Source organism: Alkalicoccobacillus plakortidis, from assembly GCF_023703085.1.
GTDB lineage: Bacteria > Bacillota > Bacilli > Bacillales > Bacillaceae_D > Alkalicoccobacillus > Alkalicoccobacillus plakortidis.
On sequence record NZ_JAMQJY010000005.1, the window covers coordinates 1 to 21,261 of the forward strand.

Annotated in this window: 27 protein-coding genes and 2 pseudogenes; 10 read left to right on the plus strand and 19 right to left on the minus strand. The window is 39.2% G+C overall.

Annotated features, from left to right (window positions below; translation table 11 throughout):
* The 7 genes from NDM98_RS20545 to NDM98_RS20575 form a co-directional block, all read right to left on the minus strand.
* The coding region (locus NDM98_RS20545; RefSeq protein WP_251611407.1) for an aminopeptidase at positions 1 to 369 on the minus strand (369 nt) is incomplete at its 3' end.
* A gap of 1 nt (position 370) precedes the next feature.
* Positions 371 to 1,351, minus strand: coding sequence for a YxiH-YxzG fusion protein (locus tag NDM98_RS20550; protein ID WP_251611408.1), 981 nt, complete (start codon positions 1,349 to 1,351; stop codon positions 371 to 373).
* Between the two features lie 118 nt (positions 1,352 to 1,469).
* Positions 1,470 to 2,342, minus strand: a complete 873-nt coding sequence (locus NDM98_RS20555) for an NAD(P)-dependent oxidoreductase (protein ID WP_251611409.1) — start codon at positions 2,340 to 2,342, stop codon at positions 1,470 to 1,472.
* A 32-nt stretch (positions 2,343 to 2,374) separates the two neighbouring features.
* Positions 2,375 to 3,235 (minus strand): MurR/RpiR family transcriptional regulator, encoded by an 861-nt coding sequence (locus NDM98_RS20560; RefSeq protein ID WP_251611410.1) that lies wholly within the window; start codon positions 3,233 to 3,235, stop codon positions 2,375 to 2,377.
* 143 nt (positions 3,236 to 3,378) lie between these two features.
* Entirely contained in the window at positions 3,379 to 4,017 is a 639-nt protein-coding gene (locus NDM98_RS20565; protein ID WP_251611411.1) for an RraA family protein, read from the minus strand.
* Position 4,018: 1 nt separating this feature from the next.
* Entirely contained in the window at positions 4,019 to 4,252 is a 234-nt protein-coding gene (locus NDM98_RS20570; protein ID WP_251611412.1) for a hypothetical protein, read from the minus strand.
* A gap of 9 nt (positions 4,253 to 4,261) precedes the next feature.
* On the minus strand, positions 4,262 to 5,611 hold the full coding sequence (locus NDM98_RS20575; RefSeq protein ID WP_251611413.1) for a TRAP transporter large permease subunit: 1,350 nt from the start codon (positions 5,609 to 5,611) through the stop codon (positions 4,262 to 4,264).
* Positions 5,612 to 5,941: 330 nt separating this feature from the next.
* Between NDM98_RS20575 and NDM98_RS20580 the strand changes: the two genes are divergently transcribed.
* Genes NDM98_RS20580 through NDM98_RS20590 form a run of 3 tightly spaced genes read left to right on the plus strand, consistent with a single transcriptional unit; the run spans position 5,942 to position 7,765 of the window.
* Positions 5,942 to 6,394 carry an RNA polymerase sigma factor gene (locus NDM98_RS20580; protein WP_251611414.1) on the plus strand — a complete coding sequence of 151 codons (453 nt, stop codon included), beginning with the start codon at positions 5,942 to 5,944 and terminating at the stop codon, positions 6,392 to 6,394.
* 2 nt (positions 6,395 to 6,396) lie between these two features.
* A complete protein-coding gene (locus NDM98_RS20585; RefSeq protein ID WP_251611415.1) occupies positions 6,397 to 7,587 on the plus strand; it encodes a hypothetical protein in 1,191 nt (396 codons plus the stop codon).
* Positions 7,588 to 7,600: 13 nt separating this feature from the next.
* Positions 7,601 to 7,765, plus strand: a complete 165-nt coding sequence (locus tag NDM98_RS20590) for a hypothetical protein (protein ID WP_251611416.1) — start codon at positions 7,601 to 7,603, stop codon at positions 7,763 to 7,765.
* A 514-nt stretch (positions 7,766 to 8,279) separates the two neighbouring features.
* Here the strand turns inward: NDM98_RS20590 and NDM98_RS20595 are convergent.
* Complete coding sequence (locus NDM98_RS20595; protein WP_251611417.1) at positions 8,280 to 9,269, minus strand: YeiH family protein; 990 nt, start codon at positions 9,267 to 9,269, stop codon at positions 8,280 to 8,282.
* 109 nt (positions 9,270 to 9,378) lie between these two features.
* On the opposite strand from NDM98_RS20595, the gene NDM98_RS20600 reads away from it, so the two are divergent.
* Positions 9,379 to 10,221, plus strand: coding sequence for a LysR substrate-binding domain-containing protein (locus tag NDM98_RS20600; RefSeq protein ID WP_251611418.1), 843 nt, complete (start codon positions 9,379 to 9,381; stop codon positions 10,219 to 10,221).
* Between the two features lie 205 nt (positions 10,222 to 10,426).
* On the opposite strand, the gene NDM98_RS20605 is transcribed toward NDM98_RS20600, so the two are convergent.
* Positions 10,427 to 10,912 carry an SRPBCC domain-containing protein gene (locus NDM98_RS20605; RefSeq protein WP_251611419.1) on the minus strand — a complete coding sequence of 162 codons (486 nt, stop codon included), beginning with the start codon at positions 10,910 to 10,912 and terminating at the stop codon, positions 10,427 to 10,429.
* 591 nt (positions 10,913 to 11,503) lie between these two features.
* On the opposite strand from NDM98_RS20605, the gene NDM98_RS20610 reads away from it, so the two are divergent.
* The 3 genes and pseudogenes from NDM98_RS20610 (at position 11,504) to NDM98_RS20620 (ending at position 13,859) form a co-directional block, all read left to right on the plus strand.
* Positions 11,504 to 12,673, plus strand: a complete 1,170-nt coding sequence (locus NDM98_RS20610; RefSeq protein WP_251611420.1) for an IS256 family transposase — start codon at positions 11,504 to 11,506, stop codon at positions 12,671 to 12,673.
* 316 nt (positions 12,674 to 12,989) lie between these two features.
* Entirely contained in the window at positions 12,990 to 13,496 is a 507-nt protein-coding gene (locus NDM98_RS20615) for a DinB family protein (RefSeq protein ID WP_251611421.1), read from the plus strand.
* Positions 13,462 to 13,859 (plus strand): annotated as a pseudogene (locus NDM98_RS20620) (RidA family protein). The gene NDM98_RS20615 and the pseudogene NDM98_RS20620 overlap by 35 nt, the downstream one beginning before the upstream one ends.
* Positions 13,860 to 13,909: 50 nt before the next feature.
* Here NDM98_RS20620 and NDM98_RS20625 read toward each other — a convergent pair.
* The 3 genes from NDM98_RS20625 to NDM98_RS20635 are packed head-to-tail and all read right to left on the minus strand — an operon-like array spanning position 13,910 to position 15,016.
* Entirely contained in the window at positions 13,910 to 14,380 is a 471-nt protein-coding gene (locus NDM98_RS20625; protein WP_251611422.1) for a hypothetical protein, read from the minus strand.
* 24 nt (positions 14,381 to 14,404) lie between these two features.
* Complete coding sequence (locus NDM98_RS20630; protein ID WP_251611423.1) at positions 14,405 to 14,590, minus strand: hypothetical protein; 186 nt, start codon at positions 14,588 to 14,590, stop codon at positions 14,405 to 14,407.
* On the minus strand, positions 14,591 to 15,016 hold the full coding sequence (locus tag NDM98_RS20635) for a DUF7878 domain-containing protein (RefSeq protein ID WP_444546315.1): 426 nt from the start codon (positions 15,014 to 15,016) through the stop codon (positions 14,591 to 14,593).
* Between the two features lie 131 nt (positions 15,017 to 15,147).
* On the opposite strand from NDM98_RS20635, the gene NDM98_RS20640 reads away from it, so the two are divergent.
* Together NDM98_RS20640 and NDM98_RS20645 are read left to right on the plus strand one after the other, a co-directional pair.
* A complete protein-coding gene (locus NDM98_RS20640) occupies positions 15,148 to 15,783 on the plus strand; it encodes a hypothetical protein (protein ID WP_251611425.1) in 636 nt (211 codons plus the stop codon).
* Complete coding sequence (locus NDM98_RS20645; protein ID WP_251611426.1) at positions 15,780 to 16,097, plus strand: hypothetical protein; 318 nt, start codon at positions 15,780 to 15,782, stop codon at positions 16,095 to 16,097. Before NDM98_RS20640 ends, NDM98_RS20645 begins: the two co-directional genes overlap by 4 nt.
* Before the next feature lie 3 nt (positions 16,098 to 16,100).
* On the opposite strand, the pseudogene NDM98_RS20650 reads toward NDM98_RS20645, so the two are convergent.
* Both NDM98_RS20650 and NDM98_RS20655 read right to left on the minus strand, forming a co-directional pair.
* Positions 16,101 to 16,870: pseudogene (locus NDM98_RS20650) on the minus strand (MBL fold metallo-hydrolase).
* 19 nt (positions 16,871 to 16,889) lie between these two features.
* Positions 16,890 to 17,036 (minus strand): hypothetical protein, encoded by a 147-nt coding sequence (locus tag NDM98_RS20655; protein WP_251611427.1) that lies wholly within the window; start codon positions 17,034 to 17,036, stop codon positions 16,890 to 16,892.
* 107 nt (positions 17,037 to 17,143) lie between these two features.
* Here NDM98_RS20655 and NDM98_RS20660 point away from each other — a divergent pair, with 107 nt between their 5' ends.
* On the plus strand, positions 17,144 to 17,539 hold the full coding sequence (locus NDM98_RS20660; protein WP_251611428.1) for a RidA family protein: 396 nt from the start codon (positions 17,144 to 17,146) through the stop codon (positions 17,537 to 17,539).
* Between the two features lie 55 nt (positions 17,540 to 17,594).
* Here the strand turns inward: NDM98_RS20660 and NDM98_RS20665 are convergent, their stop codons facing one another.
* From NDM98_RS20665 to NDM98_RS20685, 5 genes are all read right to left on the minus strand, one after another.
* Positions 17,595 to 18,755 (minus strand): hypothetical protein, encoded by a 1,161-nt coding sequence (locus NDM98_RS20665; protein WP_251611429.1) that lies wholly within the window; start codon positions 18,753 to 18,755, stop codon positions 17,595 to 17,597.
* Positions 18,755 to 18,952, minus strand: a complete 198-nt coding sequence (locus NDM98_RS20670) for a hypothetical protein (RefSeq protein ID WP_251611430.1) — start codon at positions 18,950 to 18,952, stop codon at positions 18,755 to 18,757. The genes NDM98_RS20665 and NDM98_RS20670 overlap by 1 nt, the downstream gene beginning before the upstream one ends.
* Complete coding sequence (locus NDM98_RS20675) at positions 18,945 to 19,478, minus strand: RNA polymerase sigma factor (RefSeq protein WP_251611431.1); 534 nt, start codon at positions 19,476 to 19,478, stop codon at positions 18,945 to 18,947. Before NDM98_RS20675 ends, NDM98_RS20670 begins: the two co-directional genes overlap by 8 nt.
* A gap of 649 nt (positions 19,479 to 20,127) precedes the next feature.
* Complete coding sequence (locus tag NDM98_RS20680; RefSeq protein ID WP_251611432.1) at positions 20,128 to 20,499, minus strand: iron chaperone; 372 nt, start codon at positions 20,497 to 20,499, stop codon at positions 20,128 to 20,130.
* Between the two features lie 58 nt (positions 20,500 to 20,557).
* Positions 20,558 to 21,148, minus strand: coding sequence for a TetR/AcrR family transcriptional regulator (locus tag NDM98_RS20685; protein ID WP_251611433.1), 591 nt, complete (start codon positions 21,146 to 21,148; stop codon positions 20,558 to 20,560).
* Between the last annotated feature and the right edge of the window lie 113 nt (positions 21,149 to 21,261).

Here is a 21,261-nt window from a genome sequence, read left to right on the forward strand (position 1 = left end):
GCGGGCTTTGTTGATCCTGCCAACACGATCCAAATCTACGTTATTCATCAAGTTTGGATTAGGAGAAAGTAACGACAACTGCATATAGCCTTCTTTATACAACTCTAACTTATGGTTTGCGAGAATGGTCGGATATGTATCAAGGTACGACTCATGTAAATACTCATATTGTGCACGGATGATCTCATCGTCTTGTAGATCTAATACGATATGTGCTGCACCTAACTGATAAGCACGACGTACAATCAAACGAGCAAGTTCTAACTGTTCAGAGCTAAATTTAAGTTGTATGCGCTCACCAGTCTGAATAGTTAACCCCACTCTTAAAATGAGATCTGCATAGGTAGCGAGCTTTTCTTGAAAGTTCATATTATTCATCCTCCAGCATCTCATGAGTCATCTCAACAATCTCATCTAGTCTGATATCGTATAGATCGTATCCAGATATAAATACTAAACGATCTCCTCTGACCTCTACGAAAGGGTTTCCCTCACCTATTTGCTCTTCATCTTCATCTAATAAATGAATCATAGCTATTTTTTTTAAGTGATCTCCTTGTATCTCATATAATTGAAAGAGATGATCCTCACGCAATAAGACATGCTTTTCATTCACAATAAAATCATGCGCAGATTCAAACTGAGGATCATACTCTTTGAAAACTCCATTCTTTACATGCGCTAACTTAAATGAATCATAATAATAGAACCACACTTCACTATCTGAAATAACGTTCATTGCATAACAGTCTGCTATTTCTGCCTGTGTATTGACAAAAAGTTGCTCTCCAGTTTGGCTCCACTTTATCACACCAGGCTCTCCCACCGGAGGTCTTGGGTCTTTTACAGTTGGATCAGCCCAGCCCCAGTTCCCAAAAACCCCTTCATCAAAATAACCTGTCCAAATAGATCCTTTTTCAGTTGAATAGACGTGACTTAGTCCATCGCCAATTAAAAATTCCTGCACTACTTTGCATTCATGCCCTTCTCTTTTAACCACAGTCGCATTCTTATCAAACTCTCCATTTCCATAGTAAATGGATCTTGAGCTCACTAGTAGAAAATGATTATTCGGGAGTGGTTGAACATAGCTATATGCCTTTTTTTGATCCTTAATCGTGATACCTTCATATTGTTCACCATCAAGAATGACTACTTGATAATCACAACTTTTTTGAACAGGCTCCTCTGGAAGTACCAACTCAATGTAAGCTTCCTCATCTAATGCTCGTAAGAAATAGATCCGTCCATCAAACCCAATCCTTGGTTCCCACCAGAATTCATCACTAAAAATAGTTCTTAAATCAATAGAAGGCCCAATATATAATTCAATTGGTTCTATATCGCTCACTAAAGTTCACTCCTCTACTACTTGGTTTCATTATAATTGAATGCGTCCTTTTTAAGCATAAAAATCCCCTCCAAATAGAATGTTGTTCGCTTTCTACCTGAAGGGGATCATATACAAGTTATAGATCGTACCTGGAAATAACTTCTTTCCACGTTAAAGGTTTGTCTTCGCCTTGATATTTTGCCGATATCTCTGCGAGTTCAAGTAATTTATCTTTTGCCGCGCTTGTTAAATTTGCATTCAATCCTGCTTCTTGCAACATTTCGACTGAGCCATTTAGTTCAAATGCTCTTCTTTCCGCATGAACAGCGGTGCCTGTTATAAGACGATTTAAAGTGTCCATAAATGAATGACTATCCATTGTGTCTTCTAGGGATGATAGAACCTCTGAAGAAACATTAAATGTCTCGGAGGCTTGTAAGGTTTCTAGGTAGAGTCCAACTATCCCTTTCATAAATACACTTCTGATTAACTTTACAGCTGAGGCATCCCCTGCTTTATTTCCTACAGAAGTGATGTTCATATGATATGGTTCCATTTTTTTTATAAGTTCTTCTGTACCATTGCCGCTTGCTGATATTGGTACCTTATGCTTAAAAACGGGTAACGGACCTAACATAGCCACATCTACAAATGGAATATCCACGTCACTTAAGCCCTTTTCGATCTCTTGTTTCACATTTGGGCTAGAGGCTGAAACATCCACATACAAGAAAGATGAACCATTTAATTGAGAGCAAACAGTAGCACTTACTTCTAATGCTTTACTTGCTGGCACGGCAACAAAAAGCACATCAATATCCGGTAACAATTCAGATAAGCTATCTTGTAGTTGTATTCCCACACTTTGAGCTCGAGATTTAATTTGTGGTCCAAATTTATCATCATTAGCCATGACATCGAATGCCTTGATCGATGTGAGACCTTCTTCTTTTAGTCCAGTTGACAATTCAAATGCCGCTTCGCCAAAACCTAGAAACCCTATTTTCATTTTTAAACACCCTTAGCTTTTAGATTTAACTACTATTCTCTTTTTTTATGAACATGATAATCCATATCCTTGAGAATACTGTCAACCTGCTTAAGACGCTGAGAAATACTATCTGATCTCTCCATGGAAAGAGCACTAATAAGATAATCCACAATGTAGATTGAGGAAACAATCGAATTATGAGATGCCATGCTCTCAGCTGGACAGGTGATGACAATGTCCGCATAAGGAACAATAGGAGAAGATAATTTATCAGTTAGGGCTATTATTTTTGCTCCCTTTTTCTTAGCTTGGTTGACGTATTCAATTAAACGCTCACCATATCGCGCATAACTCACGGCTATAAGTAAATCCTGCTCAGTAAAAGCAATGACATCATCTACCCAATCACTTGAATCAGCCATTGTTAGTTTCGTCTTTCCTACCATCCGATTTAGATTATGAGTTAAATATTGCGCAACTGGTAAGCCACTTCGTACACTTGTACAATAAATACTAGAAGCTGAACATATTAAGTTAATCGCATCATCCAAGTTTGATTCAGCATTAAACTGAGTTGCTTTATGAATTTGATCTACTTGCAGTTCGTAATGCCTCATCCACCCTTCGCTATGAGAATGATTCTTTAAATTCTCTTCAAGTCTCATCTGCGGTGCAGATTCCTCTCTTAGAAGCGTGTGCAAGCTTTTTTGAAATTCAGAGTATCCAGAGTATCCTATGTTCACCATCAGTCTCATTACAGTAGTGGTGCTTGTACCAACTTTATTAGCCAATTGCTCAACAGTCATAAAACCTACTTCGGCATAATGGTTAATAATAAAATCAACAACTAGCTTTTGTGATCTTGGTAAGGAGCCTACACTCTCTTTTAACTTTTCTAAAGGGTTATTCAATCTATTCCACTCCTAAAGGATCATATTGTCTCATCATCTAAAAGAATCATAACGAACTTAGAATAGAGTGTCTATTATCCTTATGGTAAGAAGCTTATCTGAATCGACTTGTACTGAGATGAATACCCTTTAGAATTTGACTATCAATTCAACCATTTTGGTCTAAAGTTACCTTTCGCTATATCCTCAAGCCTACTTTGCTCGTATTCTGCTTTCTTCTCAGCACGTGTAAGTGCTTCTTCTACTTTATGTCTAGGTAAAACGATTACGCCATCAGCATCACCCATAATAAAATCACCTGGTTCTACCTCACGATCTCCACAGAAGATAGATGAGTTTATAACACCTGGGCCATTTTTTGTAGGTCCTCCTGGTATTGCACCTTGGCTAAATACCGGAAAGGTCGAATGTGCCAGTGTGTGGTAATCACGAATCAATCCGTCAATAATAAATCCATTTAAGTGTAAGGCTTCTGCAGCAGTCACCATTAGTTCTCCTATTATGGCTCTTTTTTTATGAGCATTTGCGGAAACAACTAATACATGTCCAGGTTTTGACGAATAAATGGCATGGTGCACAGCTAAGTTATCTCCATCATTCACATCAATTGTCACAGCCGACCCAATCAGTACACTATTAATATTGCATGGCTTGATCGAGTAATTCATTTCGACCGGAGTATCCATCACATCACTTATTAATGTCGTACTTAATTTCTTTGCTCTACTAATCCACTCATCTGGTAACGTCTCTGGCGTTTGTTTTAGTTCAATATTTGTCATATTAGTTCCCCTCTTCTTTCAACACTGGCTTTTTGTAATACGATAATAAATAACCACTAAAAGCAGCGATAGATGTCATAAAGTACACGATCTTAGCTAAATGTTCATCTAATCCTATTACCCAACTTGCTTGGAAGGTAAATAAACCGAGCATTTGACCAAATACCAAAACAGTTCCTAAGACTGTGAATAGAAATACAGACGCAACGAAAATGCTAAAAATGATTTTTCTCATAATATCCTCCTAAATCGGAATTGGAATAATCCCCATACCTATTAACCAGCTAATAATCATCAATGGAATTGTATAGAAAAGAAGTAACGGGACATATGTTTTTTCAGCCCCAACCTTGGCCATTCCAGTCGCTACGTAAATAGGTCCCGAAGTCGGTGTACTTCCCTCTGTCGCCCCAAACATCATAATTGTCACAACCGCCAACAGTGGATCAACACCTACAGCAGTTAATGCACCAAATGAAGCAAGACCGATTGTTGCAATAGTTGCTGATGTCGCTAACGGCGTAGCAACCAATGTAATAACAATGCCTACAATCGCCACCATTAACCATTTCGGTAATGCAAATGAAGTCATAAGCGTTTGTAATTGTTCAGTTAAACCAATTTCATTTAATACAGCACTTGTCGCAAAGGTAAAAATCAAAACGGGTCCAATCACATAATAAGAAGGTGCCGTCTTTTCAAAGAAAGTCGTCCATTCTTTTTTCCCTTTAGGCAAATGGTTACGACCAACTAGTAAAGTAAAGAGGATCATAAACACCGGTACCCAAACGATGAAGGATATAGAATCCATTACCGGAGCACCCAGACTCTCTTGAGCCGAGAACCATTTAGCAAGTGGGCCGAAATTAATAATTAAAGGAATGATAATCCCCATAAAAATTATAAGAGATGACCAACCTTCACTAAATGATTTTGCTAATGGTTGAATTAAATCAGGATGAACAGGTTGTATGTTGTATTTTTTAGTCATGATATAAACAACAACTAGACGGTGAATTAAAGCATATAAACCAGCTATATAAAGAGCTAAAAAGAGATCACTTTCACCAACACTAGCTGCAACAGGTGCAAACCCTAGCATGATAAACATCGTTGAATTCGGTGGAATAATACTTCCAAATCCTGAGTTACCTGCTACGATAGAAGCCGCATGTTCCTTTTTCCACCCCGAACGTTCCATCCACGGAATCGTAATGGATCCTGTCGTTGCAGCAATCCCCGAACCTGAACCAGCCACTAGAGCAAATAGTGCCGAACCAAAGGTATTCACGTATGCTGCTCCTCCAGGTAAGCGACCTATGAGTGAATTTAAGATTTGAATAATTCTACCTATAAGACCAGTGTAGTTAATTAATTGCGCCATAAATATAAAAGCCAGAGAAGCAAAAACAACCGAGTGTGTAAGCCCTCTCATTAAACTCGGTAAAAATAAATCAAAAGCTCGACTTCCTGAGAAAATAAGCGTAATGATAAAACCTAAAATCATTGCTTCACCAATATTTCGTTTGGTGAAAATGGCCCATATTAAGACGATTAATATAAAGGCTATCAAAGCCCATACAGCAGTACCCACGATGATCATCCCTCCATTGTACTTTTTATTACTTTATTTAATAAAAAGTAATATTTATTACTCGAACGTTAGTCTATCACTATTTTATTTCTTTGTAAACGCATTCATATAAAATTTGTCGAATCCTGATATATTTTATTTTACACTTCGCCCAGAACACCTTTTCTATGCACTTCAGCCATACTTAGAACATGATCAAAAAAATTTCAAAATCATTTTCGTCATCTCAACAAACAAATTTATAATCACACCAACACTTCTCCTCCCTCAACCGTTATCTAAATGAATCGGGTACACTAAGAAAAACAACGTCGGAACGGAATGATGCTCATGCAGGAATTGTATGTAAGCTTAGAAACCGACCTGAAGCGCTTTGCTCGTTCCATTGCGAGGCATCATCAGGAGGCAGACGATCTGATTGGGCACGCGTTAGAAAAATCGCTTAGCCAAAAGGATATTCAAACGTGGCCACATCATAAACAAAAAGCCTGGTTTTATCGAGTCATGAAAAACACGTTAATTGATGACCGCCGTAAACATCAACGTGAGCAAGAATGGGAGGATTCGCACGAACCTATTTTCTCTCCAGTTGGGCTTACGTCGATTGAAATGGTCGATTTACTCGGAAAGCTGTCGCTTCAAAGTGACATTGTCTTCAAACGCTATTGGATTGGTTTATCCAACAAGGAAATCGCCGAGCAAACTGGTCTCACAGCACCAACGATTCGGTATCATTTAGCTCAAGCTATTAAAAGGCTACGCCAACATTTGGAGGAGGAATGATCATGGGGAAAAAGATTGGGAATGTCAGTACGTTAAACATTGTTAACGCAACAAAGGAAAGCATCGGTGAAATTGAGCATATCGAAAATGTGGCGCTTATCCTTTATTCCAAAGAAACAGCTCCGTTACTTTCATTATTAAACACCGGTAACATTGGTCAAACGTTAGAAATTGAACATGATATTCATACTGTTAGTGGGTCTTTCACATTAGACGCAGAATATCTAAACGCATTCGAAAAACCTACTACCATCATTGCGAATGGAGTGGTTATCGTTGATCCAAATGTTACAGTAGAGCATTTAACAAACACACATTGTCAATTCCTTATAAATGGAGCTATTTTCACAACGACAAAACTAAAGGGATCGATTGGTATAATACTTAAAAATACTAATGGTACGATTCGAACCTACGACCACCAATTACCTCGTTTTGAGACTGGTAAGGTGAAGCTGACCAATGGATATCTAGAAGGATTAAACGATCACACAACCCTTTTAATCTCTGGAAAATTACTACTGGATGCAGAGCTTGATATTGATCTTTTTTCTCGGAAAATTGCGGACATTACCCTGACTGGTAAAGCTGTACTCTTTGAAAATCAGGAAAAAGCCTTCCACGAAAAATCAACCATAATTAGGAAGACTGACATTATTCCAAACGGTTATCAGGAGATTACAAAAACCCTACATTTAAATGAACGTTCAATTAAACGATTTAAAGGCGGATCAATCTTCACTACCAAGCCAATCTTATTCACAGAGTCGATCTCTCGCGATACTTTTGAGGCAGCTTTTGCTTCCATTCACTCCACCTCATATATTGTTTGCCATGAGGACCTTGAAGATTTGGTCTATGAGCGTTTACATCAATTTGAAACAGAAGTCGTCACATATACGGATGCATTTCGATTTATTGATAATGAAGAATGGCAGCAAGAAGACGCAGATGTCTTGGATTCAAACACCACATTAATTGTGCAATCCAACCTGACATTTTCAGAAACTCTTCAACCAGAGAAACTTTACGAAAACATCCAAGCTATTCATCTCTTCGGGACCATCTACACTGCCAACAGCACTCAAAGGGCAGCCGTTCAAAAGTTACTACACACTAAAAACGGAGAAGTGATTGATGTCTCAAAACAAAAAAACAAAGGTCTAGGTAACATTGGGGAGCTCACTCTCTAAAGGAGGATCTAACATGCGAATAAACGAAATCGATCACGTACACTCTCGACTTAAGGAATTGCGCCACCAAGCCCGACAAGAAGCTCTTCTTTTGTCCCAAAAGAAGAAAACACCGTTTCACTTTAAAAAACAGTTCGGTAGCTACCTCATATCAGTTAAACGAAGTGAGCCTGTATAAGAAGAATGGCGGAACGGGTGGCATGGGCGGAATGATGCCGTGCCACCTGTTTTTTTGGGGTGTGGGATTGGAGGTGGGGTCTTGCTAAACGAGACTACGTCCTTGCCTGGATCGAGTTTTTCTTGGTGTGCGTGCTCCTCTTTTGGTAAGGAGCTTGGGTCTTCTTGGTGTTGCGGCTCCTCTCTTGGTAAGGAGCTTGGGTCTTCTTGTGTTGCGGCTCCTCTCTTGGTAAGGAGCTTGGGTCTTCTTGGTGTTGCGGCTCCTCCCTTGGTAAGGAGCTGCTTCTTCTTGATGTTGTGGCTCCTCTCTTGGTAAGGAGCTGCTTCTTCTTGATGTTGTGGCTCCTCTCTTGGTAAGGAGCTGCTTCTTCTTGATGTCCCTGCCTCTCTCTTGGTAAGGAGCTGCTTCTTGATGTGCCTGCCTCTCTCTTGGTAAGTTCACGCTGCTTCTTGATGTCCCTGTCTCTCTCTTGATAAATCCCAACTTCTTCTTGGTAAAGCTACACCGCTCTGCATTAAGGCATGATTGGGAACCAAACAAGCAGTCCATAACCCGCTAACACAAGGCATACAGATCCTATGAGAGCCGCAACAAACACCCGTCCTCCCTGTTTTTTCAAGATACGCACATCCATCTTTAATCCTAATCCCGCCATGGCCATTGCAAGTAGTAAATAAGAAAGTGTTATACAATGATCCACAATAACTGCCGGTACAATACCTAGAGTATTTAATAGGCTCATGCCAATAAAGCCAAAGAGAAACCACGGAATCGGCAGCTGATGTTTTACAGATGAATGATTACCCTTTTGCATCATAAGAGTGAGGGCAAGTGCAACTGGTACAAGGAGCGCAACTCGAGTAAGCTTCACGATAATTGCCATATCCTCCGCTTGCTCCCCACCGACTGAAGAAGCTGCAACAACATGGGCAACCTCATGAAGTGTGCCACCTGAGAGGATCCCATAGCTAAAGTCTGAGAGAGGTAACCATGAGAAGATTACTGTGTACAAAATTGTAAATGTGGTCCCAAGTACCGCTATTACGGCTACCGCAATGGTTATTGATTGCTCTTTGGCTTTTAGAATTGGAGCCACTGCCAATATCGCTGCGGCTCCACATATGGCCGTTCCACATGCTGTTAAGATACTGACGGTTTTGTCCACGCGTAATGCGCGGCATAATCCATATACGATACCAATAGTACTGACTAAAAGAATAAATGCATAAAAAAAGACTGGTAATCCAGCTTGGTAGATATCTAATAAATTTAAACGTAAGCCTAGTAAAACAATACCTATTCTGAGTAACCTTGTGCTCGAAAACTCAACTCCTGGCATATAATTTGGTTTCATACCTGCTGTAGCTCTCCAAACAATACCCAATATAATCGCGATCACAAGCTGACCCACTATATTCAAGAATGGCAGCTTCGCCAAATAAAAAGCAATGCCAGCAATACATAAAGTTAATCCTAGTCCAATCGAAAAGCTCACTCTTTGCATACAAACTCCTCCTGCTGTCTAGCTCAAGCATACTCCCCCTCTTTTTATTTGTGAAATAAATATATATAATGATAATGATTAATAAAACAAATAAATAAGGGTGAGTACAATGCACATGGACGAACTTGAAACGTTTATTACATTAGTACAGGAAAAGAATTTCACCAAAACAGCTGTTAAGAGATCCCTCTCACAGCCCACTGTCAGCGTACATATCCGTAACCTTGAAAAAGAATTCTCTGCAACTTTTTTCAAACGAACAACCAAACAGCTTAGTCTAACAGCTGAAGGAGCATTCTTTTACGAACAAGCCTTACAGATCAAAGCTTTGTATCAGCATACACAAGAGACCCTTTACCAAAAAAAGAAACAGGCAGCAGGACTCATCCGTATTGGCACAAGCTTTACCATCGGAGAATACATCCTCCCACAAATCATAGCCAACTTACGCGCGGACCATCCACTTATTGAAATTAGCATCACAATGGGCAATACTCAATCCGTAATCGATGCAGTTCGTTCATTTGAAGCAGATATCGGTTTCGTAGAGGGCCAAACGTCTTCTAAGGAAGTGATCCTTACCCCTTTTAAAGAAGACAGATTACGCGTCGTCCGTTCTGGCAAAATTAACGCTTCCCAAATCCAGTCGATAGACGATCTACATGATCAAACATGGGTGATCCGCGAACCGGGTTCCGGCACAAGACATTCCTTTGACCATTTAATTAAAACAAATCACATCCGTCTTGGCTCAACCATTGTTTTTAGCTCTACACATGGCATTAAAGAAAGCGTCAAAAACAACCTCGGTCTCGCCTTACTCTCAGAAACAACGATGCATGAAGAACTCCAAGCAAAAATCTTTGCAAGTCATCGATTTCGAAGACCTTTCAGTGAAACGATACTTTTCTTACGTGCTAACAAAAGGAACTGCGCCTGGGCGGAATATTGAGGTGTTGCTTGGGTATTTGTGATGAGAGGCGTTACGAAGGCTGACATGGCTCTTGCTAAAGTGGTTGAAATGCTTGGTGATAGAACGTTCTTTTCAATTGATATTTATATTTAATCTTCTCATTAGAGGGATTGTATAGGCTAAGACTTTCGTCTATATTTGCTAATATTTTAACACATCCTGTAACTTTGGGAGAGAGTCCGTTTTAAACGGTTTTCCCTTCCATAAATCCCGCTAAATTCTCTAATGTTGATCTTAATCCCACGTCATGATCCTCTTTCCTAACTCCTTCAGGTACGTTTTCACATATGATTTTAACTTTTGTTCCTTCCAAGAAGGGTTCAAATAACCAGGTCTGAATCATTTTCCCCGCAAACGTTGGGTCTTCAGAATCAAAGATTATAGCTTGAACAATTTTCTTATTGGGGATAAGCGTTAAGAATTCTGCATGAACTACGTCCGTGTTATCTGATGTTTTGCTTGTGGTTGTTCCATCAAGATCATGATACGTAAGAGTCATCCTGTATATCCCTCCTTCTTTTGCATCAAACGTATCTATTGAACCCGTCATACCTTCAGGTGGGAGCCAGATGATCAACCTCTCTGGATTTATAAATGCTGAGTAAACCTCTTCTGGTAATGCATGAATAATACGTGATGCCGTATCTACTCGATTAGATGGATTTGACATGATTTAATTCCCTCCCTTTAATTCAACACTTCTCTCTCATGTTGGCGATGTCCTGCTTTTCATTAAAGATAAATATGAAAGGTGCGGATATCCCTCTTCACCTAAATTGACAATAAAAACACCGAAACGTAGCAAATCTTCTGTACACCTAAACGCTTTTAGGAGCGGAAGGGCTTCTTGCTATCAGTGAATGGAGCTTGGTACAGACCTTTTCTTCTTGCTATCACCACTCCTCTCTTGGTCCGGAATCCTTTCTTCTTCCTATCACCGCACCTCTCTTGGTCCGGGCCTCTTTATTCTTACTATCTCCACTCCTCTCTTGATCCGAGTCTCTTTCTTCTTCCTATCACCACACCTCTCTTGGTCCGGGTCTCTTTCTTCTTCCTATCTCCACTCCTCTCTTGGTCCGGGCCTCTTTATTCTTGCTTCCACCGCACCTCTCTTGGTCCCCGCCTCTTTCTTCTTCCTATCACCGCACCTCTCAGTAGAGTCCATATAATTGTGTAAAAGTAAAAATAAAAAAAGGCCAATGGCCCATCCCTCGTGATACACTATTTTCGCCAAGAAAATCATCAACAGGAGGAATGGGACATGACCCAATTTAATTTTAACGTAGATATGGATGTAATTAAAGAGGAATTAATAGGCTCAAATTTAAATGCGACGATTAAATCTTCGATTATTCTGATTCTCAATCAAATGATGGAACAGGAGCGCGATGAGTATCTGAAATCCAGCTCTTATGAACGCACTGAAGATCGGGTTGATTATCGTAATGGGTACTATAAGAGAGATTATATGCTTTCAATTGGGAAGATCACTCTTAAGGTGCCTCGTTCGCGTAATGGAAAGTTCTCTCCGTCTCTTTTTGAGCGCTATCAACGAACAGATCAAGCACTTATAGCAACGATGGTTGAAATGGTTGTCCAAGGGGTTTCAACACGCAAAGTGACTCAAGCGGTCGTGAAACTGTGCGGAGAAAATGTGTCTAAATCCTTTGTATCAAGTCTAACAGAAAGGTTAGATCCTTTCGTCAAAGAGTGGTCGAGTCGATCTTTAGTTGGAAAAGAATATCCTTATATCTATACTGATGCGCTTTATATTAAGGTACGCGAGTACCAAAAAGTCGTGTCCAAAGCAGTCTACATCGCTGTGGGCGTGAATGAAGATCACAAAAGAGAAATCATTGGTTTTCATATTACACATGATGAAACGAAAGCTGGATGGGAATCTTTCTTCGAAAGTCTTCAATCGCGTGGGCTTTTGTCTCCAAAACTCGTGATATCAGATGCCCACAAAGGCTTAAAAGCAGCGATCCACGAAGCATTTACAGGCTCAAGTTGGCAGCGGTGCACCGTTCATTTTAAACGAAATATTTTTAGTGCCCTTCCAAAAAAAGAAACGGAAACGTTTCGCTCATTGGTTAAAGATATCTTTACTCGCCAAACTCAAAAAGAAGCACGAGCCCTTTATCAAGAAATCGCATCCAATTACGAAGGACAGAAGAAGTATGAGAACGCGTTAAATAAACTTGAAGAAGGACTTGAAGATGCCATTCAATATATGAGTGAGCAGAAATCATATCATCCGTTACTGCGGAGCACAAACAACCTAGAGCGGTTGAATTCAGAGGTTCGCCGTAGAGAAGGAGTCATACGTATTTTCCCTAATCAACAATCTGCGTTCCGTTTGATTGGAGCGGTTCTGAAGGATTACGACGAATTGAAGTTGTGTAAGAGAAAGTATTTGCCTGAAACGTAAAATGAAATAGAGGAGCCGACGGCTCCTCTACCCTAAACTGATAATGAAAACAAATTATTCATTAAGATCAAGACTTGAAAATAGTGACGAGATATTTTACACATAAATTAGGACTTGACCCACCTCTCTTGGTCCCCGCCTCTTTCTTCTTCCTATCACCGCACCTCTCTTGGTCCCCGCCTCTTTCTTCTTCCTATCACCGCACCTCTCTTGGTCCGGGCCTCTTTCTTCCTGGTCCCCACTCTCAGAGGAGGAATAAAGCATCTTTTTGTCGAATCTTTAAGGTACAATGTTTACAATGAAATGAGCTGATTCTATGCACTTACGTCATAAAAACCTCTTTACTCAATTGCAGACTTATAGACAAGAAGTCATTCACTTCCTTGAGGATGTGACAGAAGAAACTGCTGAGATTATACCTGTCGGCTTCAATAACAATATCCGCTGGAATCTTGGTCATATCTACTTAGATCAGTACTTATGGATTGAAACTCTAATTAAAGAGAAAACAGAAGTTCCTGAAATTTTTCACTCTTGGTTTGGATTTGGTACATCTCCTGCTGATTTTCAAGAGAGTACGCCATCCTTAGTGGAACTTAGATCCTTATTAACAGAGCAACCTAAACGAATTCGCGAAACCTATAGTCATCGATTAGAAGAAATCTCCCCCCCAACAGAGATGGGCATGCAAACGATTGAGCAGGTACTAATCCGCACCATCTTTCATGAAGGCATGCATCTGCAAGCAATGATAAATCTAAAAAACATCTACATGAAGAGGTTCAATAATGGAAAACAGAAGCATAACAAGGAAAAATCCTAAAAGTGTACCAGCACCGTAGGAAATTACACACACATTACGAAGATTCCAAGAAACTCAGAACTCTATGTTTGCTCAGGACAAATCGGGGTGGACTCACAGGGGAATATTCCACAACATTTAAACATTCAAGTTACTAATACCTTCTCAAATATTAAATCTGTGCTGCATTCAGAAGCACTTTCTGCTGAACATATTATTAAGGTCAATGTCTGGGCAACAGAGCAAATCGAATGGGATCATTTCTACGCTGAATGGAATGACTTATTTAGTACTGACTATCCAGCTATGACGATTGGTTATCTAACCGCACTTGGCTTACCTGAGATAAAAATCGAGATTGAAATCTGGGCAGCCAAGCCTTAATTTTTTCCTTTCTCTGCATCCGTTCCCATTCAATTAGTTAATTCGTCTTTTTAATAAATAGTCATTTCCCAAAGCTCAAGATCATTCAGCACCAAATCATACGGATCTTTGATTTCATTCCAGTGTACGCTTTTCCTATTAGATAATGGCAGATGCTCCTGTCCATTAAGACTTGTAAAATATTCAATCCTACCGCTAGCGTGAATTGCTTCTTCTAAGTAAGAGTACAAAAGTTTCATGCACTTATCTTCGAAGGGTATGGTGCTCTTATGACGTTTTCGATGCAGCTCGTGAGCTAGAGGAATATAATTAGAAGCGACCGAGACCTGATGTTTGAATGAAAAATGCGGACTATACGAGAACCTTGTCTTCCGTTCGTCATCGTAGTTATTTTCAAAATAAAGAGAGGTAAAGTCAAGTTCACTCTCGTATACGTTCGGCTTATCAGCAGAGATTGGCTTATCCCCAAATGAACCAACCGGCAATTTCATGGGTGAGGCGATATATACATATTGGGTCACAAATGAGACTCTCCATTCTTTTTACTAATCTACAATCAATGATGAAACTAAAAAGGCGCTGAAAATAAGTATAGGTATGATAATAATGAGAGAAACCATATTGGACATAAATGAAATAGGAATAAAAGCATTGTAGAAATACTGTGTACCTTTAAATAAGACAAAAAAGACTACAAAGAAAACCATCAATTTAGCAAGGTTTCTTGTCATTTATGCCTCCTCTATATTCAGTAATCGATACGGAATATGGTTTATAAAGTGCCGTACATTTATATCAAAATACCGCTCAATCTCTCTTTTTAAATCTGTCTCTAATAATGTGAGCTGTTCTACAATATAATCTAATTCAAAGACGTTATAAAGCTCTTGCTTCGTCCAGATGGATGTAAGTCTGGCTTTATCACCAAATGGAAGCAATGAAATAATCGCGCCTTCTCTTTCGTCGTGTTCGATCGTATAGTAACGAAATTCTTGAATACGTTTATACTTTCTGTTTATCCGCAACCATTCAAGTAAGCTTTTATAAAATTCCAGTATCACAAATCCTTCTATTTCTACATAAAGGTCTTCATTAATCCATATAGAAAATGTTGCTTCGGCATTTAAAATGGCTTGGAACGTCTTTTCGTTTTCGATAAGAAATCACATCTGGAGCACTGGTGAAAACATAGGTAAATGTTACGTTCATCTTTTTCTCCCTTACATTTGCAGGAATATTTAGTCAGAACCTAGAAATTTAAAGTATATATAAGCTTGGAGGAGATATCATGCACCATGTATCGTTTGAACCACCTACAGATCACTATGATGAATCGATTGAGGACATAGATGAACAGATTTGTCAGCTAGTCGATGAGCGAAAACAACGCTCAAATAACAATCCTGGCTTCCCACCTCATAAACTGATTTCTTCTTGGGCGAAGACGTACCATTTCTATGAGGATTTCCTGAATAGTTTATTCTCTACAATGATATTTGAAGATCAACACAAACCGGTTGTCGAGCCAAAAGGTTTTATTAAAAACATTCCTATTCTAAAAGCACATGAAGAGAAGGACGTCTTTTATTCTATAACGATGCTGCGGCAATACAAAAATGCGAGTGTCTTATATCTCAATACAGATAAACAAATACCAGTGGAGATGTTGCATCATCACGAATTACATGACGATCATATTTTAGAGCTTTTTATCGAAGGTGGTGAACAAACCTATGACTGTCAATGGCGAGGCGGCGGTTCAGGTGATCACATGAGTACAACGTATGTGATCTCTCCTCCACTACCTGATGAGGGCACTGGTTTAAAACTCATTTTCAAAGAATTTAAGAGTTTCTTTAAGGAACATCCCACTGGATTTGAATTTGTCATTGAGTATGGCAAGACAAAGGATGCGTCTTCATGACTCAATCAAAAAAAGATGTCGTTTTCTCGCTTGAATTATTGTTTTTTCTAATCCTTGGATTTATCCTCACGTACAATTTTATGGGACCCTTTTATGCAGCGTTTGATATTTCTTTTATGGGTAACATTTGGGTGAATTGGTTTGGTTTATCTTACGTTTTATTTGTGCTTTATTCGTTGCTTTCAGGACTAATTATAAGTAAGCTTCGTACTTTCTATAAAAATCGATTAACTTCCAAGATCTTTTGGATCTTATCAATAGGTTCAATCTATATTCTTGTTGCTCCGTTTATTAATGGAGAGAATCCGTTTTAAAATTTAGAACTGCACACTAAATCCATTAAAGCGGTGAATACCGGTTCCAAACGTTAACAGGTTCTGCTCTCTTAAATACATAACGGCTTTTTTGACTTCTTCTAATATAGTTGGTGGAAGTCCTACTGTATTATGAGCGCCATATACCATACTGACACCTTCTAGTGAGGCCACCTTTTCGAGAGAGTTCGCTAGATCTGCAGGATTTGTTGAGGGATAATGGGCATAAACCGGTGTATCATCATACAACAAATCTCCCCTCTCTCCTGATCAAAAAAAGCAAGATGGCCAGGAGAGTGCCCCGGGGTATGAAGAACCATTAACGCACGATTGCCAAAATCAACAACATCTCCATCATCTAATAAACCAGTGGGCTCTCCTTGAAAAGGCTTGTAGGTAGCGGGATCAAACGAGTCCGGTGTTGGGATCGTTATATCTCGCCCCATATCCTTTCTGATTTGCTCAATCGGCAGTCCCTGTATGCCATTCACTAGCCAATCCTTATCCGCATCATGTACATAGAGGTGATCAAACTTATTATGACTACCAATATGATCGGCGTGAACATGTGTCGTTACAACGTCTATAGGAAGAGCGGTCAGCTGTGAAGTGACCCTCGATATATCATCAATGCCTAAACCCGTATCAATTAAAATAGCCTTAGTCTCTCCAATTAAGAGAAACGAGTGAACCTTCTCCCAATGACCATACTCGCTAATTGCATACGTTGTGCGATCAATCTCTTGAACTGTAAACCATGGATCTTTTAACATGTGAGTCTCCTTTTAGGTCTTATAGAATATACAGCCGTTCTTTTATTTTAGCTTTATAACGTTCTAATTTCTTGATTTTCTTAAAGGTCAAAAGTGAACAAAAAGTAATAAGCAATAAAAAATCTTCGTACTCTTCACGGTTATCATTTAAAATACGTTCTACCATTTAGACATTCTCCTCTTATCTTAGAATGTGAATGCTCATGTATATAGTATTCAGTATTCTCCGTATAAATCCTGCAAAAACATAAAATCCAATTAAGGAGTACGCAGATGAAAATTTCTAGAAACCCTAAAGCAATACACGAACCTGTCGCCCCCTACGTTCATCAAATAGAAGTAACAGGTCCCAACAGGTGGTTAACTTTATCTGGACAATTAGGCATGGATGTTCACAATGACATACCTGAAGATCCAATTGAACAGTTAGAATTAGCATTAGACAATATTAAACAAAACCTTGAAGAAGCAGATATGGATATTAAGGACATTACGAAGCTGGTCTTTTATTTAGTAGGAGAATTTGATACAGATAAAAGAAGGAAGGTCACGAAGGATTTTCTTGGTGAACATCTGCCTTGTACAACGTTGATTTATGTTGTAGCTTTAGCTGCTCCTTCATTTAAAGTTGAGGTTGATGCTTGGGCGTGCAAGGAGATAGAAACTTAATAAAGCATAGAGAAGGGGACGTTCTTTTGTAGAGTAGAACGTCCCTTATTTCTCCTTAATCAAATATGATTTCCTGTTGGAATTTGCTGGCGAGGTTGAATAATCCTGGCCCAATGAATCCCTCACTATGATCATCTTCAGAGAAAATGTAATACCATTCTCCTTGTTTCTGAACTAATTCAAAAGACCTTGTAATATTAATAGATGGTTCATAATGATGGAATGAGATTTGGCCTGTTCCATCTATGAATTCCCGATCGAAACCATACCCATCTATCAAGGTTAACTTCGCATCTTCTAATGAAATGTTCGGGTCAAGTTTACCAAATGAGTAATAGCGGTTTTCTTTGGTACTTTCATCTGAAAACCTCCACTCTGTAAAACCTGTTCGCTCTATTTTTTCAAGTGTAGCTCCCTCTCTAATATAACTAGTGAATCCAAGCTCATGTTCATACAGCTGGAATTCTACAAACTCCCATTGGAATCCTCCCATAACCATGGTTCGAGTAATAGGTCTTCCATGCTTTTTATCATAAGCTCCTAACGAGATTTCATAATCACTTTCTGGAATAATTGAACTTAAGGTGTAATAAGTAGCGGAAAGTTTTTTTGGTTGACTTACCGGTACATCTGAAAATAAAATGAGCTTCTTATCAAAAAGGGTCGCCTCTACATAATCGTACAAACGTCCTTTTCGGTCATTTTTCATGGTGAAAAATGTTGTATCTTCATCTAGTTCAATTGCAAATCGATCTTTAAAATTTTCCATAAATGATCCGTCAGTAACAGGATATTTCTCTTTATAGCTTGCGAGTTGTTCAATTGGAACCTGTGTCGCCTCGGTATAACGATAATTTGAAAGAAGTTCTGTTTTGGCTCGCTCTATTTCATCTGCTGGTGCTTCTTTATCAAACAAAAGAATGGTTTGATGAAGCCCATTAGGTCCTTCAATGGTTGCCTTACTACCCTGTTCAAACTCAGAATTATAACTTGTAACGTACCAATCAGATAGAGCCATAACTGAAAATTCCCCATCATGGATGGATTCACTTTCACCTCCTGAACCTAAATCGAACGGTTCTCTAACCAAAACTTGAGAAAGTACATCCTCATCTTCTTTTATTTGAGTGAGATCAATCTTATGTTCTACGATCTCTTCTCTTTCCGATTCTTTCTGTTCAACTGGTTCCTCGGCTTGGGTTGTCTTGATTTTCATTATCTATGGCTTGGAATAAATGTAAAAGCTAACAAACCCATCAATACCGCAGCACCAATTCCAGCTACATACGTCATTTTATTTTTGGGCTTTGGTTTCTCCATATCATGCATACCTTGCTTAAAAGAGTTAAGGCTTTTTGTATAGGCACTATGAGGTAATATTATGTATTTCTTATCGTTTGAATGATTATCCATTCCAGGCTACCCCCTCATCAAGCTGCATCTTCAACATCTTTTTTGCTCGTTTTTGGGTAGATTTCACTGACATCACCGAAACTCCTATAATTCTCGCTGTATCAATCAGTGAAAAACCTTCAATATAACGTAGATGTAAGATCCTTCGATACTTCAAAGGTAATCTCTCTATTGAATGTTGAAGGTCTGTGAGGATCTCACCCCGTTCAAATCCTCCATTATGTTCTATTAATTCCTCTTGCAGTGGAATCGTTTTTAGTTGATTCTCCTGTTTCCTGTAGTAGTCAATAATCGCATTTCGTGCAATGACATAGATCCATGTTTTAAACGAAGATCGTTGTTTAAATTGATATAGTTTCGTTGACACTTTATAAAATACTTCCTGGAGAATCTCTTCAGCATCATTATAATTCTTCGTTTCCGTATAAATATAATGATAGATTTGACGCGCATATCGTTTATGTAATGCCTCTAAAGCGAGCTCATCGCCCTCGAGTATTCTATGTATTAATTCCTTATCATCCAAGCCTTCACTCCCCCTCCACCTATATAGACGGATCAATCCATCTAAAAGTGGCACGAATTTTAAATAATTCTAAGAAATTGTAAGTTATAAGCTATTTAGCAAGAAAAATATTGAAAGTACCAAGGTGGATGGGGGTTCTAACAAGAGGTAGGAGTAGCCATCAAGAGAGGAGCGTGATTCATCAAGAGCAATTCAATATCAAGCAAGACCGACCTAACTACTCTAAGAGGAACTCACTCTTTAGCAAGCTCCACCTTCTCTCTCCAAGAGCAACGCTCTCTTTAACAAGCTCCATCTCCTCTCTCCAAGAGGGACGATCTCTTTACCAAGACCGACCTCCTCTCTCCAAGAGCAACGCTCTCCTCTCCAAGCTCCACCTTCTCTCTCTAAGAAGAGCGCTCTCTTTAACAAGCTCCACCTCCTCTCTCCAAGAGCAACGCTCTCTTTACCAAGACCGACCTCCTCTCTCCAAGAAGAACGCTCTCTTCATCAAGCTCCATCTCCTCTCTCCAAGTGGAACGCTCTCTTTACCAAGACCACCCTCCTCACACCAAGAAGAACGCCCCTTCCAAAGCACTTCCACAACAAAAACAGACGGAACGGACAACTAAAATTGTCTGTTTCGCCTGTTTGGAACTTCGTATTTATTCTATTTCCGCCAGAACGCTGTATATTCAGCCTTGTCCTGAATGTTAAAGTCGATCAACTTCGCTAGTAATAAGAAGTCGGTCGGTTTTTTCCACTTCATTCGTATTAACTGCGCAGTGTGCTCATAACCTGCCGCCACAATGTCGGTAGAGAAACGATCAATGACAACTTTTTCAGGTGCTACAGCCAAGTGCTGTTTGGCCACGCTAAAACCAATAATAAATGTGTCATGGTCGGTAAACATCGGCTGATTCCATGCAATCTTTGGCACTAGATTTGGATAGGTCTCTGATACCCATGCTAAAACCTCTTCTGTTCTGGCTCTATGTTCTGGGTTATCAATACCCGCTAAAAAATCTGAGAATACTTCCATTGTGTGTTACCTCCTTATTTCCGCTTTTTATACGATTGTATCATTTAAGACTTCAGTTCTACATGTCTTTAAACTGATCTAAATGGTTAAACAAGATATCTTTCAAGCGAGACTTATTTTCAGTATCCTCTAACCAGATTTCTACTGAAACACGAAATGCTGCCATATGTATGGCAACTAAAAAGCGGACGCGATCTCGATTGGCACCTTTAATGTGAGAGCATAGTTCCTCACATATTAATGGCTCTGGTTCTAATAGTTTGTACAGAAATAAGGATGAGATAGATTCCGTTTGTTTTGAGATATGATAGCGAGTTAAAAGATTCTGTCTTTGTTGCTCATACTTCTGCGAAAGAAGAGAAAAGATGGATCGGAGTGCTTGTTGAACAGAAGCGTTTGAATCCATTTGTTCCATTCTTTCTTTTTGTGTTGTTTGGGTAAAACCTGTGAGTACTTCTTCTTTAGACGTGAAATATCGAAAAAAGGTTCGGGAGGACATCATGACTTCATCTGTAATGTCTTTAATAGATGTTTGTTCATACCCTTTTTCTAAAAATAGCCGAAGTGCAGCTTCTTCAATATCAGTTTGAGCCTTACGCTTCTTAGTCTCTCTTAGACTGCGATTACTTATATCATGATCTTCATTCATTTTTACATCTTTCCTCCGTTGACATTTGTCACTCTGTGACACTATAATTTTTCTATACTTTCCGTTTATCATTGGAACATTTGAACGTGCAAAGTAGCTTAAGATAACTCTAT

Excerpts from the sequence above, each read along its gene's own strand:
- NDM98_RS20555 (WP_251611409.1), bottom strand. The coding sequence starts at position 2,342 with ATGAAAATAGGGTTTCTAGGTTTTGGCGAAGCGGCATTTGAATTGTCA.
- NDM98_RS20565 (WP_251611411.1), bottom strand. The coding sequence starts at position 4,017 with ATGACAAATATTGAACTAAAACAAACGCCAGAGACGTTACCAGATGAG.
- NDM98_RS20570 (WP_251611412.1), bottom strand. The coding sequence starts at position 4,252 with ATGAGAAAAATCATTTTTAGCATTTTCGTTGCGTCTGTATTTCTATTC.
- NDM98_RS20580 (WP_251611414.1), top strand. The coding sequence starts at position 5,942 with ATGCAGGAATTGTATGTAAGCTTAGAAACCGACCTGAAGCGCTTTGCT.
- NDM98_RS20585 (WP_251611415.1), top strand. The coding sequence starts at position 6,397 with ATGGGGAAAAAGATTGGGAATGTCAGTACGTTAAACATTGTTAACGCA.
- NDM98_RS20590 (WP_251611416.1), top strand. The coding sequence starts at position 7,601 with ATGCGAATAAACGAAATCGATCACGTACACTCTCGACTTAAGGAATTG.
- NDM98_RS20595 (WP_251611417.1), bottom strand. The coding sequence starts at position 9,269 with ATGCAAAGAGTGAGCTTTTCGATTGGACTAGGATTAACTTTATGTATT.
- NDM98_RS20600 (WP_251611418.1), top strand. The coding sequence starts at position 9,379 with ATGCACATGGACGAACTTGAAACGTTTATTACATTAGTACAGGAAAAG.
- NDM98_RS20605 (WP_251611419.1), bottom strand. The coding sequence starts at position 10,912 with ATGTCAAATCCATCTAATCGAGTAGATACGGCATCACGTATTATTCAT.
- NDM98_RS20610 (WP_251611420.1), top strand. The coding sequence starts at position 11,504 with ATGACCCAATTTAATTTTAACGTAGATATGGATGTAATTAAAGAGGAA.
- NDM98_RS20615 (WP_251611421.1), top strand. The coding sequence starts at position 12,990 with ATGCACTTACGTCATAAAAACCTCTTTACTCAATTGCAGACTTATAGA.
- NDM98_RS20630 (WP_251611423.1), bottom strand. The coding sequence starts at position 14,590 with ATGACAAGAAACCTTGCTAAATTGATGGTTTTCTTTGTAGTCTTTTTT.
- NDM98_RS20640 (WP_251611425.1), top strand. The coding sequence starts at position 15,148 with ATGCACCATGTATCGTTTGAACCACCTACAGATCACTATGATGAATCG.
- NDM98_RS20645 (WP_251611426.1), top strand. The coding sequence starts at position 15,780 with ATGACTCAATCAAAAAAAGATGTCGTTTTCTCGCTTGAATTATTGTTT.
- NDM98_RS20655 (WP_251611427.1), bottom strand. The coding sequence starts at position 17,036 with ATGGTAGAACGTATTTTAAATGATAACCGTGAAGAGTACGAAGATTTT.
- NDM98_RS20660 (WP_251611428.1), top strand. The coding sequence starts at position 17,144 with ATGAAAATTTCTAGAAACCCTAAAGCAATACACGAACCTGTCGCCCCC.
- NDM98_RS20665 (WP_251611429.1), bottom strand. The coding sequence starts at position 18,755 with ATGAAAATCAAGACAACCCAAGCCGAGGAACCAGTTGAACAGAAAGAA.
- NDM98_RS20670 (WP_251611430.1), bottom strand. The coding sequence starts at position 18,952 with ATGGATAATCATTCAAACGATAAGAAATACATAATATTACCTCATAGT.
- NDM98_RS20680 (WP_251611432.1), bottom strand. The coding sequence starts at position 20,499 with ATGGAAGTATTCTCAGATTTTTTAGCGGGTATTGATAACCCAGAACAT.
- NDM98_RS20685 (WP_251611433.1), bottom strand. The coding sequence starts at position 21,148 with ATGAATGAAGATCATGATATAAGTAATCGCAGTCTAAGAGAGACTAAG.